This is a genomic window from Streptomyces sp. A012304, assembly GCF_026008495.1.
Classification (GTDB): domain Bacteria; phylum Actinomycetota; class Actinomycetes; order Streptomycetales; family Streptomycetaceae; genus Streptomyces.
Genome location: NZ_BQUN01000113.1, coordinates 1 through 12,435, shown reverse-complemented (window position 1 = coordinate 12,435; position 12,435 = coordinate 1). Strand labels below are relative to the sequence as shown.

Genomic DNA, 12,435 nt, shown 5'->3' with positions numbered 1-12,435 from the left:
GTCCGCAGCCCCCACCGTACGGCGCGCCCCGCTCGCGATGTGCGCCAATTCCGGAATTGGCGGCACCTTCCTACCGGCGGGTAGGGCCGGTAGGCGACATGCCGTCAGTCGTCGTGCCGGCAGGCGCGGATCACACTCGGTGCGGCCGCCGCCGGCCAGCTGGAGGACGGTGGCGGCCGGCGGGTAGCCCACGGCGACGACGGTGCACTCGCCGGAGGCCAGGACATCCGGTGCGCGCCGTGCAGCTCGCCGACGATCTTCGGCAGGACGGTGGCGACGATCATCGGCTCTAGCGCCGTCGGCGACAGGGCGAGCGTCAGGGCGAGGAAGACCGACCGCACGGGGGTCGGTGGCGGGGGTTCGCGGGGGCGGCACCGAGCCGGAGTGTTCGGCGGTTCCCCGTGGAGTCCGCCCTGCACCAGCGTGGTCCCGCCCACCTGCCGCTCCCCTCGTCGCACCTGCCGCACCCGGTCCGCGTGGAAGCGGCAACCCGGAGCAGGCGCGACGAGTTACGGGCCGAACCGGTCAGGGGTGAGAACCACTCGAACCGGTGAGGGGGGATCGACGGGTGGGGCCGTACGCCCCTGGTGCTACTTCTCGACCTCGGCGGCGAGCCTGGTGAGGATCGCGTCGTAGATCCGGCCGAGGCCCTTGGGCGCGAAGGTCTTCTCGAAGAAGCCGCCGATGCCGCCGGCACCGGTCCAGGTCGTGGTCACGACCACCCGGGAGGTGCCCTCGCCGGCCGGGGTGACGCGCCAGACGGTGACCATCGAGGAGTTGCGGTCCTTCTCGACGAGTTCGCCGTCGGTGGGCTCGGTGACCTCCAGGAGGCAGTCGCGCACACGCTTGCTGGTGGCCTGGAGCTTCCAGTGGACGAGGGTGCCCTCGCCGTCGCCGCCCTCGCGCACCTCGTACTCGCTGAACTGCTCGGGCAGCAGCTTCCCGCGCGTGTCGCTGTAGTCGGCGAGCGTGTCGAACACCTTGTCCGGGCTCGCCGCGACGATCCGCTCGGTGGTGGCCTCGACCTGCGCCATGGGTTCCTCCAGGTCCTTGTATCTCGGGGTCGGGCCAAGCCAACCACCCCGGTCGGCAGCCGCCCAAATCGGGGGTCGCAAGCGGTCGCCCGGCGATCGGAAAGAACCCTCGCACGATCATGGGAACAGATGTTCTATTGTGGGCCCAGTGCTACCGAGGAGGCCTCATGCGCTGGGAGAACCTCACAGTGAAGTCCCGTCACGACCGTGCCGCGGACCCCGCGCTGTTCGGGGCGGACGCGGTGACCACCCGCGCGCACTTCACTCCATGACCCTATTCAGCTGGGGAGGTTTCCCATGGTCAGCGCACCGCACGCCGACAGGGTCTGGAAGAACATGACCAGATCGATCACGGTCGGGAACGACGCCGGACCGCCACCACATCCGAGCCGGGCAGGGACGGCGGCCTACACCACCCTGCTCCGGGGCAGCGCCGAACCCACCGACGAACGCGGCGACATCCGGCCCTGGCTACTACTGCGCGAGCGCACGACTGAGCGCAGCCGCCAATCGACCCTGTGAGCCCCCGCCCCAGCGGACGACCGCAAGCCTCCACCGCGGCGGGCCCGAGGCAGACGAAACCGTGAAGACTCAGGTCACCTTCGTTAACTGACTCCATCACAGGAGTCCTTTTGCGAGGCCACCGGCCTGAGCCGCAGTACCCTCAAGCGCATCGAGTCCGGAGAAGGAGATCCCCGCTACGGCGACCTCCTTCGGATCGCGGCCGTGCTCGACACTCGCGTTTCCCTTCGTCGACCGACTGTCGGGACGCGAAAGACGCCGCCCATCCGCCACGGGGGGCGGGCAGACGGGGCCGCTCAGGGGGGACCGGGCGGCCTACAGCAGCCGGGCGACAGATGCCGGCAGGAACAGGTCGCGGGCTCGGTGCTGCGCCCACACCCCCCGGGGGTCGCCGTCGCTGCGGGCTGCGTAGTGCGGGCACTGGCCGCAGCCAGTGGTGTGGGACTCAGGTACGGCGTCAGGGTGTTCTTCCACGATGTGCCGCGCGATAGCCATCTGCTCGGTGAAGCAGCCCGCATCCGCAGTGACCGTCTCGGCCAGCGCGTCCAGCAGCTCGGCGCAGTCGTCGCACGCCCACATGAAGGGCGGTGGGACCGGCAGCTGCTCGTCAACGGGGTCCATCAGTCTCCTTCTGACGCCCGCCCCGCCGAGGTCTTCCGGATCCTGCGACGGGGCGGGCTTCTTGCGGGCCCCTCCCGCCCCGGCTTGCGGTCCGGGACGGGAGGGACGTTTCGGGGTGCGACCCTGACCCGCGGTCGCCGTGGGGGTGCGTCAGGCCAGGGTCCGCGCCAGCACCAGGACGAGGACGGGAGCGGACACAGCCGCGACGTAGAGGAGCAGCGCTGCGATGGCCTTCAGGGCCGGCCGCCGAGCTTCTCGTAGTGGGTGCGCAGCGCCACGACGGACCGCGCGAGCCGCTTAACCCGTTCAACCTCGCCGTTCAGGCCCGGGCGGTGCGCGAGGCTCAGCCGTTGGAGGGCCTCGTCGACTCCCGCCCGGGCGGCCACCGCCTGCGCGGCGTCGTCGGGGTGGGCGGCCGCCATCTGCTCGATCTGCGGGATCAGCCGCTCCAGGTACCTGGTGAAGTCGTTGGCGAACAGCGCCACGGTCTGGTGGCGCGGCAGTGTCTTCTGCGAGAGGAACCAGGCGGCTGCGGCGGCCACTCCGTGGGCGGCCGGCGGCGGGGTTTCCGTGGCGGACCGGGTGGCGTTCACCGGGTCACCACCTCACGGTGGAGCGGGCACCCGCACGGCGGGTACGCGCTGACGGTGGCCGGGCCGTCTGCGGGCACGAAGCGGGTGCCGGTGTCGGCGGTGACCGTGCCGTGCCGGTTCACGGTGTAGACCCGGATCGTGAGCCCGTGGCCCTGTGTGCGATTCGCGGGCGAGGCTGTAGCTTGCATGGTGTCGCAGCTCCTTCGCAGCTGTGGCCACGCCCCCGGACCGTTCGCCCGGTCGCGGGGGTCTTGTCTGAGCTGTCGACACTATGAGCGGCGGAGGCCGCCAGTGGGTACCGCCTCTACCCCCTTGGCGAGGGGTACGCTTCCTACCCCTACGTGATCACACGGGCACGCCCAAGTCGCGTGCCAAGCCGAGTGCGTCGTCACGGACCATGCGCGGCCCGGACTTCACCAACTCCGGCAGGACGCTGCGGGTGTGCAGGTTGTACTCGATCGTCTCTGGCGACTCCGCGTAGGCCTTCTTGAGCAGGGAGACGGCGGCCACGCGCTCGCCGGTCAGGTTGTACGCGCGGGCCGTCTCGATCAGGTGGTACGAGCGGCGGGTGGCCGACGGGATCCGGTCCAAGTCGAGGGAGTCCGCCACCTGGAGCGCCTTGCCGGGCTGCACCAAGTCGTTCCACATGGTGACGGCGTAGCCGTCGACGATGCCCCGCCCGAACATCAGCCACGGGTGCGCGTAGTCGTCCCCCAGCTGGCGGGCCGCGGCGTCGGCCTTGTCCCAGTACCACCATGCGTCCCCGGCCTGGCCGGTCTTCGCGTACGACAGGGCGGCCGCCAGGTACAGCAGGCCGCGGCGGGCGATGTGGTCCGGGTCGTCGCGGTCGGGCAGGAGCGCGGCAGCTTGCTCAGCCAGCTCTACGCGGGCTTCGGCTGCCTCTCCAGCGTCCCGGTGGACGTGGTTGACGTACCAGGCGGCGGAGGCGATGGCGCGGGGGCTGTCGGCGTCCTGAGCCGCCGTCATGGCCCGGTCCCCGGTGAGCACGACGAGTTCTGGGGCGGGCTGGAAGGACAGGAACAGCTGGGCCAGGTGGTAGGTCTCGGCGAGCGCGACGAGGGCGCGCCGGCGGTCGGTTCCCTCGAGGGCGCGCGCGGCGTGCTGGGTGTCGGCGAGCAGGTTCGGCAGCAGAGCGACGATGCGGGACCGGTTGCCCTCGACGGTGTCCCGCGGGCCCGTACGGCGGTCGCGGGCGTGCCATAGCTTCCACGCCTGCCGCAGGCGCGCGGCGAGCACGTCGGCGGGCTCCGGCTCCCGGTCGGCGAGCGCCAGCTGGTAGGTGGTCAGCGCGCGCTTCATGGCGGGCAGCGCGCCGTGCTGGGCCTTGCTGTAGGTGGTGGCGGCGATGCGCTCATCTCCGGTCAGTTCGGCGATGTCTTCGACACCGAGGACGTGCGCGAGCCGGAGAAGCTTGGGCAGGCGAGGCATTCCGATGCGGCCGGTCTCAATGGCCTTGACCCACTCGGTGGACTGATCCATGAGGCCGGCCACCACGGCCCTCGTCTTGCCGGTGCGCTCGCGGGCGCGTTGGACACGCTGCCCGAACGTCGAGGGGGCTGGAATGTCGGTATGCTCGGGCATACTGGGCTCCGTTCTGCTTCGACACCAGAACGGTACCCCTGGCACTGCCGGGGGTAGCAGCGATCGGCCCCCATCCTCATGGTGGGGGCCGTCGTCGTGTACGCCCACCTCCCGGCCGTTGTGGCCGTCGACGTCTCTCAGGCGCGCGGTGGCGTGATCGGCCGGGAGGCAGAGCAGCAGCGCGGCATCGATGCGAACACCGTGGACAACTCATCGGTGCCGACACCGGAGTCGCCGTCACGGCCACCACCGTCACGATGGTCACCGTCCATCCCTGGACCGACGACCGTAGTCAGGGCTGGCCGCCCTCCGCACCGGCGGTCAGCACTCCCGCGCCGCACTCGCCGCCATCCCTCCTTCCGCCACAGCCGCCCGGTAGCCCTCCACTTTCCGCACCCCGGCCGTCGCCGTCACAGAGCGGCACTGCATCAAGCAGCCCGGCGGAAACGGGCAGCCCCTCGGTGCCGCCCCGCCGGGGCTTCCGGCCAGGGATCGTGCCAGTCGGCGAGGAAACGCCCATCGCAGAGACGTCACTTCCCCCGGGGGCGGACCCAGTGGTGACGGCGGAACACCATCACAGGACGCCGGGTCGAGTCCGCCGTCGGCGCCCAGCCCACCGGCCGCACCACCCCCTGCGGAGAGCCCGCAGCCTGACGGCGCGGCCACCGAACCAGCGCTCTGCGTGTTCCCTGGAGGTGCCGCCCCCTCTGGACACTGACACCTGCCTGCTGAGCCAGCGCAGGCTGGACGCTGGGTGCCGCTGACCGCGGCGCCCAGCGTCAGGGGGTCTTCGGAACGATCTCGATGGAGGTGGGATCGAACTTCCGTCGGCCTGGCCCGGACCGGTGGATCGTCACGGTCATCAACATGTTGACGACCGCGCGCTTGCGCTCCAGAGGCAGCGCAGCCCACGCCGCCACGGGGTCGTCGGAACGCACGATGTCCCCCAGGACGGCCGCGCGGGCCGGGCTGGTCATCTTCTGCTCGATCTCCGCCAGGCGCTCTTTCACTCGACGTACGGCAGCCCGGAACTCCAGGGCGTCGGCCTCGTCGTCGTCCGCGAAGGCGTCGGTCATGGTTTTCAACCGTGCACGCAGGGCGGCCGCCTTGGCGGTCAGCTCATCCATGTCCGGTCGCTCGTCGTCCAGGAGCAGCCGGCCGACGTCCTCCCGCACGAACAACTGCGGCACCAACCCCAACGGCTTCCCTGGCTCCGTGCCCGCGATCAGCTCGTCGATCGGCTCTGCGCTGCGCGCCAGGTGCTTGACGGGGCCGCGGCACTTGTAGATGCGGTCTCCGTCGCGAGCGCCTTTCGAGCTCCGCTGCGCGCTGGTGACAGTGGTGCCGTCGTTGCAGACCCCGCAGCGAGCGATCCCCGACAGCAGCCACTTACGCGCCGGACCGGGCGACGTCTTGCGCTTCGGGTCGGTGAGGGTCGTGACGGCCTGGCGCCACTGGTCCTCGCTCACGATGGCCGGCCACTTCCCGGCGTACGTGGTGCCGTTGTACTCGCGCAGGCCCGCGTAGCGCGCGTTCTGAAGGAGGTAGCGCACGGCGTTGTGGGTCCACGGCTTGCCGTTGCGGTTGAGGATCTCGCGTTCGTTCAGGTCGGCGGCGATGCCGGACAGGCTGGCGCCTGCGGCGATCGCCTCGTACATCTTGCGGACCTCAGCGGCCTCGCTGTCGATGACCTCGCTGCCGTCGGCGGTGTAGCCGAAGCAGCGCGGCCCGGTGGGCGCTTGACCGCGCTCGACGCGCTGGCGCATCTCGCGCTGCTCGCGCTCTGACATCTGTTCGACTTCGAAGGTGTCGACCTCACCCAGGAGCCCGGCGAGCAGACGGCCGGCGGCGGTGGTGAGGTCCAGTTCGGGGCCCTTCACGCAGAGCACGCTCACGCCGTGCTTGCGCAGGATCTCCATCCCTTCGGCTCGTTCCCGCCGGTTTCGCCACAGGCGGCCCAGCATGTAGACGATGATGACGTCTACCTCGCCGCGCTGCACGGCGGCCATCAGCCGCTCGTAGTCAGGCCGGTGCTTGCCGTGGGTCGCCGACTTGTCGTTGTCCCGGAAGCGCCGGCCCTCGATGGGGATGTCGCGCCGCTTGGCGATCTCCTCGGTGTCCTCTCCCTGCCGCATGACGCCGTCCTCGTCGCCGGCGTCGGCCTTGGAGATCCGCTCGTAAGTGGCGCCCCGCTGAAATGGTGTCACGGGCTGAAGTATAGGTGCGTGTACTGCTTCGCCCGCAAGACGCACAGCTACCTGGACCTCGACACCGGGATCGGCTTCGACACCCAGATCGTCGTGAAGGTGAACGCGCCGGAGGTGCTGCGCCGGCAGCTCGCCTCGCCGCGCTGGCACGGCGAGCACATCGCGATGGGCACCAATGTCGACTGCTACCAGCGCGCGGAGGGCCGCTACCGGCTGATGCCGGGCATCCTGGCCGCCCTGCGCGACCACGCCAACCCCTTCTCCATCCTGACCAAGGGCACCCTGATCCTGCGCGACCTCGACCTGCTGAAGCAGTCCGCCGAGGTGACGGACATCGGCATCTCGGTGTCGGTCGGCTTCACCGACACCGAGCTGTGGCGCACGGTGGAGCCGGGCACCCCGGCCCCCGAGCGCCGCCTCGACGTCGTGCGGACCCTCACCGAGCAGGGCATCGGCTGCGGGGTGCTGATGGCCCCGGTGATCCCCTTCCTGAGCGACGAGCCGGCCCAACTGCGGGAGACCGTGCGGGCGATCGCGGCGGCCGGCGCGACCTCGGTCGCCCCGCTGGTGCTGCATCTGCGGCCCGGCGCCCGCGAGTGGTTCATGGCCTGGCTCGGACAGCGCCACCCGCACCTGGTGCGCCGCTACGAGCGGCTCTACGCCGACGGCGCGTACGCGCCCAAGTGGTACCAGCGCCGGATCACCGGTCAGGTCCACGACCTGGCCGAGGAGTACGGCATCGGCCCCACGCGCGCGGGGATGCCGCGCCGGATCCGGCCGCCGCGGCCGGTGGAGGACCCGGCCGAGTCCGGGCCGGCGTCCGGGCCCACCCAACTCACGCTGCTCTGAGCGCGTTCGAGGGCATCCGGCGACCCAATCGGGTCAAGTATCGCCAGATCGGGTTCTTCCGGGCGTTCTTTCCGGGACGATGCGCCGAGGGCCGTGACCTCCGCGGTCCCTCGACCTCCGTCCTGGGAGTACTCCATGGGAAAACGCGCAGCCGTGCTGTGCGCTGCCGCCGCCGTCGTGGCCGGGACGTTCACCGCCGCGCCCGCCGGCGCGAGCCCGTCGCCCTCCGCGCAGGCCGCCCGGGCGGCACAAATCGACTGGAAGGACTGCGGCACCACCGACTATCCGTCGCTCCAGTGCGGGTCCCTCGAGGTGCCGCTCGACCACGCCGACCCGCACGGGAAGCAGATCACCCTCGCGCTGTCGCGGGTCCCGCACACCGCGAAGCGGTACCAGGGGCCGCTGCTGGTCAACCCCGGTGGGCCCGGGGGCAGCGGGCTGCGGCTCGCCGGTTTCGTCGCCAAGACGCTGCCGAAGTCGGTCGCCGCCCAGTACGACGTCATCGGCTTCGACCCGCGCGGAGTGGGCCTGAGCAAGCCCGCCCTGAACTGCGCGCCCAACCACTTCGCCCCGGTGCGCCCCGACTCGGTCCCGGGCACCGCGGCGATCGAGCGGGCCAACCTCCGGCGCGCGAAGTCCTTCGCCGAGGCCTGCGGCAGGAAGTACGCGGACGTGCTGCCGCACGTCAACACCCTCAGCGTGGTACGGGACATGGACGCGATCCGCCGGGCCCTCGGCGCCTCGCGGCTGAACTACTTCGGGTACTCGTACGGCACCTACCTCGGCGCCGTCTACGCCAAGCTCCACCCGCAGCGGGTACGGCGCCTGGTCCTGGACTCGATCGTCGACCCGACGGGCGTGTGGTACGAGGACAACCTCCTCCAGGACCACGCCTTCAACGACCGTCACCGGGCCCTGATGGCGTGGGTCGCCAAGCACCACGGCACCTACCGGCTCGGCACCGACCCGGAGAAGGTCGAGGCCACCTGGTACGCGATGCGGGCGGCGCTGGCGAAGAAGCCGGCCGACGGCAAGGTGGGCGCCGCGGAGCTGGAGGACACGTTCCTGCCGGGCGGCTACTACAACGGCTACTGGCCCTACCTCGCCGAGGCGTTCGCCGCGTACGTCAACGACAAGAACGCCGATCCGCTGGTCGAGGCGTACGAGAACTTCGCCGCGATCGACGCGGCGGGGGTCAACGGCTACAGCGTGTACACGTCGGTGCAGTGCCGGGACGCCTCCTGGCCGCGCGACTGGGCCACCTGGCGCGCGGACAACTGGGCGGCGTACGCGAAGGCACCGTTCATGACCTGGAACAACGCCTGGTACAACGCGCCGTGCGCGTTCTGGCCGACGCGCCCGCTCGACCCGGTGGACGTCACCAACGGCGACCTGCCTCCGGCCCTGCTGTTCCAGGCGACCGGTGACGCGGCCACCCCGTACGAGGGCGGCGCGCTGGTCCACGCGCTGCTGCGCCGCTCCAGCCTCGTCGTCGAGCAGGGCGGCGGGAACCACGGCGTCACGCTGAGCGGGAACGCCTGTCTGGACAAGCATCTCGCGGAGTACCTCACCGACGGCACGGTGCCGCGCGGCACCGGCCAGGTGGACGCGGTGTGCGCCGCGCTGCCCGACCCCAAGCCGCTGAGCACGAAGGCAGCCTCGGGCACGGCCCACGGCACGGTCCTGCACGGGCTGCTCGGCTTCCGCAGCTGAGTCCGCGCCACCGGGCGACCCGCCGGGGGCGTCGTCACACCCATGGTCCACCATGGACGCATGAGTGAGCCGACCAGGATCGCCGCCCCCGACGGCGTCGCCCCCGCCGCGCAGTACTCGCATGTCGTGTGGGGCACCGGCCGCTTCGTGGCCGTCGCCGGGCAGGTGCCGCTCGACGCACACGGCCGGCTGGTCGGCGCGGGCGACCCCGGGGCGCAGGCCCATCAGGTCTTCGACAACCTGCGGCGCTGTCTCGCCGCCGCGGGCGCCTCCTTCGACGACGTCGTCAAGCTGACCTACTTCGTCACGGACATGGCGCATCTCCCGGCGATCCGCGCGGCCCGCGCCGCGCACATACCCGACGACCGTCTCCCGGCCGCCTCGGCCGTGCAGGTCGCCGCGCTGGTGCGCCCGGAGTTCCTGATGGAGATCGAGGCGTTCGCCGTGGTGGGCGAGTGAGTTCGCCCAGCGGCGGTGGGCGGGTGAGCTCGCCCGTCGTCGTGCGGGACATGACCCTCGCCGACTGTCACCGCGTCTCCGAGATCCGCGTCCGGGGCTGGCAGAGCGCCTACCGGGGGCTGATGCCGCGGACGTACCTCGACGCGCTCAGCGTCACCCGGGACGCCGAGCGCCGCCGCGCCCGCTTCCAGGAGGGCGACGCCGGCGTGGTGAACCTGGTGGCGGAGCGAGGCGGCAGGGTGGTCGGCTGGGCCGCCCACGGCCCCTACCGCGAGGGTGAACTCCGCACGCGGGACGCCGAGTTGTACGCGCTCTACGTGGACGGCGAGGAGCGCTCCACCGGCGTCGGGCGCGCTCTGCTCCAGGAGTGCGTACGGCAGGTCGGGGCCCGGGGACACGCCCGGATGTACCTGTGGGTCCTGCGGGACAACACCCCCGCCCGCCGCTTCTACGAGCGGGCCGGGTTCCACGCCGACGGCACCGAGGAGCCCTTCGAGGTGGACGGGGTCCAGGTGCCCGAGGTGCGGTACCTCGGGCACCTGCCGCTGCCGCCGCTCACCGCTGCCGGGGGATCCGCCTGAGGGCGCGTACGGCCGCCTCGGCGAGCGCCGGGTGGGCGAGGGCGTCGTTCAGCACCGGGCGGGCACGGTCGTCGCCGAGGGTGCCGAGCCCGTCGACGCAGGCGAGGGCGACGCGCCGGTAGGGGTCGTGCGGGAGCAGTCTGCGTCGCAGCGTGGTGATCAGCGCGGGGACCGACTCGGGCGCGCGCAGGTCCACCAGCAGCCGGATGGGGTGCAGGGCGTAGGCGACGCGCAGTTCATTGGTGGCGAGGGCGGCCGCGGCGCGGGCGGTGCGGGGGTCGCCGAGGCGGGCCAGGGCGTGGGCGGCGGAGGCGCAGCGCGGCGGATCGCGGTGGTTGAGCAGCAGGACGAGGGCCTCGAAGGCGCGTCGGTCCCCGGCGAGGCCCAGTCGGAACGCGGCCAGTTCCCGGGCCCACAGCGGCCGGCCCGACTCGGTGAGCACGCCTGCCAGTTCGTCGTGGTCCGCGGTGTCCGCCAGCCGCTCGAAAGCCGCCGTCCCACCCGATTCCCGCCGTAAGCGGTCCGTGAGTGATCGCAACTCTTCGTCCATGTACCGAGCGTAGAGGGTGGGCGGCGCGCGGCGGCGCACGGAAGCACGACCCGCGCACCGGCGATCGGTGCGAACGCGCCCCCGGACGGTGTGCGCCCGCTCCCCGGGCCCGGCGCGGCACCGGTCAGAACGGTCCTGTCTCCACCAGTGACGTGCAGCAACGTCCCGTCGCCCGGACAGGTGGAGCGACTCTCGGCACCAACTTCTGTCACGTGCGACCAAGTTCGGCGTGTTTTCGAAGGGGGATCCTTCGCGCGGGCGAATCCGTGACGCGGAAAGGGGTTGCCGCCCGGGTCAGTACGATGCCCAGCCAACAGCCCGCGAACGGCTGTTGTTTGACACATCTCCCGGAACATTGCCGTCAATGAGCAGTGGTCTACCCAAGAACGATCACAGAGCGTTGCTACCGATAAGTAACGGGTCGTCAGACAGGTACCGAGACCGACAGGAAAGGGTCTTCGGACTGTCCCCTGATGATGGGTGCCGTCGATGCGGAGCCGACGAGCTCCTGCACCGAGGCGCCGGCGGCGCCACCGTTTTGTCCGAAGGGCCTTGAAGACATGACACTCGACCCGTCCCGCCAGCAGGAACTGATGCGCAGTCTGTTCCACGAGGTGCAGTTCGACACGTTCGAGGCCTACGACGACCCGCGCTGCAACGTCAAGCGCATCACCCAGGAGGCCTTCACCAGGACTCTGCCCCGCCTGCCCGACGGAGTCGGCGTCAGGGAGGCGTACGAGCGGCTGATGGACGTGAGCATGCAGCTCGCGGCGGACGACCTGGCGACCCGTCAGAGGCGTTGCGGCCCGTGCGAGGTGCATCTGATCCCCCTCGTCTCCCTGTACGGCTTCCGGTTCTGCGAGGTGGACGACGAGTTCCGGCCGTGGCTGGGGCAGGTCGACCGGCTGCCGCAGTCGGAGCGGGCGGTCTACCGCCTCATCGCCTCCCTGGGGTGGACCAACGCCAGGACCGCCGAGGTGCTGGGCCGTTCGGAGGGCTGGACCAGCAAGCTCATGAAGCGGGCCAGGCACCACCTGGCGGACGCCGGCGTCTCCGTGGAGGAGCTCCAGACGGGCTTCTTCGACGTGGAGACCGAGAGAAGGAAGGAGAAGGCATGCCTCATGTGACGGCGCAACGCCGCAGGGCACGTCTGATCGACCATGCCGCGCCGCCCACTCCCGAGGAGTGGCTGGAACACGATGCCCGGTACTTCGAGGACATCACGGCCGAGATCCAGCGGCGGGCCGCGGGAGGCGACCCCGCCGACGCCCCCTGGACGTCACCGCTGTATTTCGACACGGCCGCACGCGCCGGGTCCGCCGTGGGCCGAGCCCTGCTCGCCCTGCGGCATCTGCCCGGAGAGGCGGTGGCCCGCCTCGTCGTACTGGGCCGGCTGTTCCACGGGGAGAACGTCCGGCCCGAGGCCACCGCGGGGGCCGAACGCCCCGCGGACACCGAGGGCGAGACCGGGCTTCCCGGCCGCGCACGCCGCAAGGAGGGCGCGGGGAACGCGTCCGTCCTCGGCGGCAGGACCGTCGTGACGGCACCGGCGAGCGCGGAGGCGCTGGCCGGCTGACGCCATGACGGGACCGCCGCTCCCCGGCCCCGGCCGACGGAGCGGCGGTACCGGCGCCCCCACACCCCCGTCCCCGGCGCCCCGCCCCCGCCCCGCCCCGCCCGAGAAGAGAGCGCACGACGATGGCG

The 12,435-nt window shown here is 71.6% G+C and carries 13 protein-coding genes and 3 pseudogenes; 8 read left to right on the top strand and 8 right to left on the bottom strand.

Features of this window, described 5'->3' with window-relative positions; translation table 11 throughout:
- Positions 1-218: 218 nt before the first annotated feature.
- A pseudogene (locus ALMP_RS30375) lies at positions 219-437 on the bottom strand (hypothetical protein); the annotation flags it as partial.
- 153 nt (positions 438-590) lie between these two features.
- On the bottom strand, positions 591-1,034 hold the full coding sequence (locus tag ALMP_RS30370) for an SRPBCC family protein (protein ID WP_264934050.1): 444 nt from the start codon (positions 1,032-1,034) through the stop codon (positions 591-593).
- A gap of 297 nt (positions 1,035-1,331) precedes the next feature.
- Between ALMP_RS30370 and ALMP_RS30365 the strand changes: the two genes are divergently transcribed.
- Positions 1,332-1,556 (top strand): hypothetical protein, encoded by a 225-nt coding sequence (locus ALMP_RS30365; RefSeq protein WP_264934048.1) that lies wholly within the window; start codon positions 1,332-1,334, stop codon positions 1,554-1,556.
- Between the two features lie 87 nt (positions 1,557-1,643).
- A pseudogene (locus ALMP_RS44505) lies at positions 1,644-1,778 on the top strand (helix-turn-helix domain-containing protein); the annotation flags it as partial.
- Between the two features lie 93 nt (positions 1,779-1,871).
- Here ALMP_RS44505 and ALMP_RS30360 read toward each other — a convergent pair.
- From ALMP_RS30360 to ALMP_RS30340, 5 genes are all read right to left on the bottom strand, one after another.
- The gene (locus tag ALMP_RS30360) at positions 1,872-2,177 is read right to left on the bottom strand and encodes a hypothetical protein (protein ID WP_264934046.1); all 306 of its coding nucleotides are present in this window, start codon (positions 2,175-2,177) and stop codon (positions 1,872-1,874) included.
- A 233-nt stretch (positions 2,178-2,410) separates the two neighbouring features.
- Positions 2,411-2,770, bottom strand: a complete 360-nt coding sequence (locus ALMP_RS30355; RefSeq protein ID WP_264934044.1) for a DUF6415 family natural product biosynthesis protein — start codon at positions 2,768-2,770, stop codon at positions 2,411-2,413.
- Positions 2,767-2,958, bottom strand: coding sequence for a hypothetical protein (locus ALMP_RS30350; RefSeq protein ID WP_264934042.1), 192 nt, complete (start codon positions 2,956-2,958; stop codon positions 2,767-2,769). Before ALMP_RS30350 ends, ALMP_RS30355 begins: the two co-directional genes overlap by 4 nt.
- A 157-nt stretch (positions 2,959-3,115) precedes the next feature.
- A complete protein-coding gene (locus tag ALMP_RS30345; RefSeq protein WP_264934040.1) occupies positions 3,116-4,372 on the bottom strand; it encodes a helix-turn-helix transcriptional regulator in 1,257 nt (418 codons plus the stop codon).
- A gap of 779 nt (positions 4,373-5,151) precedes the next feature.
- The gene (locus tag ALMP_RS30340) at positions 5,152-6,579 is read right to left on the bottom strand and encodes a recombinase family protein (RefSeq protein WP_264934038.1); all 1,428 of its coding nucleotides are present in this window, start codon (positions 6,577-6,579) and stop codon (positions 5,152-5,154) included.
- 9 nt (positions 6,580-6,588) lie between these two features.
- On the opposite strand from ALMP_RS30340, the pseudogene ALMP_RS30335 reads away from it, so the two are divergent.
- From ALMP_RS30335 to ALMP_RS30320, 4 genes and pseudogenes are all read left to right on the top strand, one after another.
- A pseudogene (locus ALMP_RS30335) lies at positions 6,589-7,428 on the top strand (radical SAM protein); the annotation flags it as partial.
- 135 nt (positions 7,429-7,563) lie between these two features.
- The gene (locus tag ALMP_RS30330) at positions 7,564-9,141 is read left to right on the top strand and encodes an alpha/beta hydrolase (protein ID WP_264934036.1); all 1,578 of its coding nucleotides are present in this window, start codon (positions 7,564-7,566) and stop codon (positions 9,139-9,141) included.
- A 60-nt stretch (positions 9,142-9,201) separates the two neighbouring features.
- The gene (locus ALMP_RS30325) at positions 9,202-9,600 is read left to right on the top strand and encodes a RidA family protein (RefSeq protein WP_264934034.1); all 399 of its coding nucleotides are present in this window, start codon (positions 9,202-9,204) and stop codon (positions 9,598-9,600) included.
- A 50-nt stretch (positions 9,601-9,650) separates the two neighbouring features.
- Positions 9,651-10,181: a GNAT family N-acetyltransferase gene (locus ALMP_RS30320; protein ID WP_375803552.1), complete on the top strand. Its 531-nt coding sequence runs from the start codon at positions 9,651-9,653 to the stop codon at positions 10,179-10,181.
- On the opposite strand, the gene ALMP_RS30315 is transcribed toward ALMP_RS30320, so the two are convergent.
- On the bottom strand, positions 10,156-10,731 hold the full coding sequence (locus ALMP_RS30315) for an adenylosuccinate lyase (RefSeq protein ID WP_264934030.1): 576 nt from the start codon (positions 10,729-10,731) through the stop codon (positions 10,156-10,158). The genes ALMP_RS30320 and ALMP_RS30315 overlap by 26 nt on opposite strands.
- A gap of 560 nt (positions 10,732-11,291) precedes the next feature.
- Between ALMP_RS30315 and ALMP_RS30310 the strand changes: the two genes are divergently transcribed.
- A complete protein-coding gene (locus ALMP_RS30310; RefSeq protein ID WP_264934028.1) occupies positions 11,292-11,858 on the top strand; it encodes a sigma-70 region 4 domain-containing protein in 567 nt (188 codons plus the stop codon).
- On the top strand, positions 11,846-12,307 hold the full coding sequence (locus ALMP_RS30305; RefSeq protein WP_264934026.1) for a hypothetical protein: 462 nt from the start codon (positions 11,846-11,848) through the stop codon (positions 12,305-12,307). The genes ALMP_RS30310 and ALMP_RS30305 overlap by 13 nt, the downstream gene beginning before the upstream one ends.
- Positions 12,308-12,435: the final 128 nt, after the last annotated feature.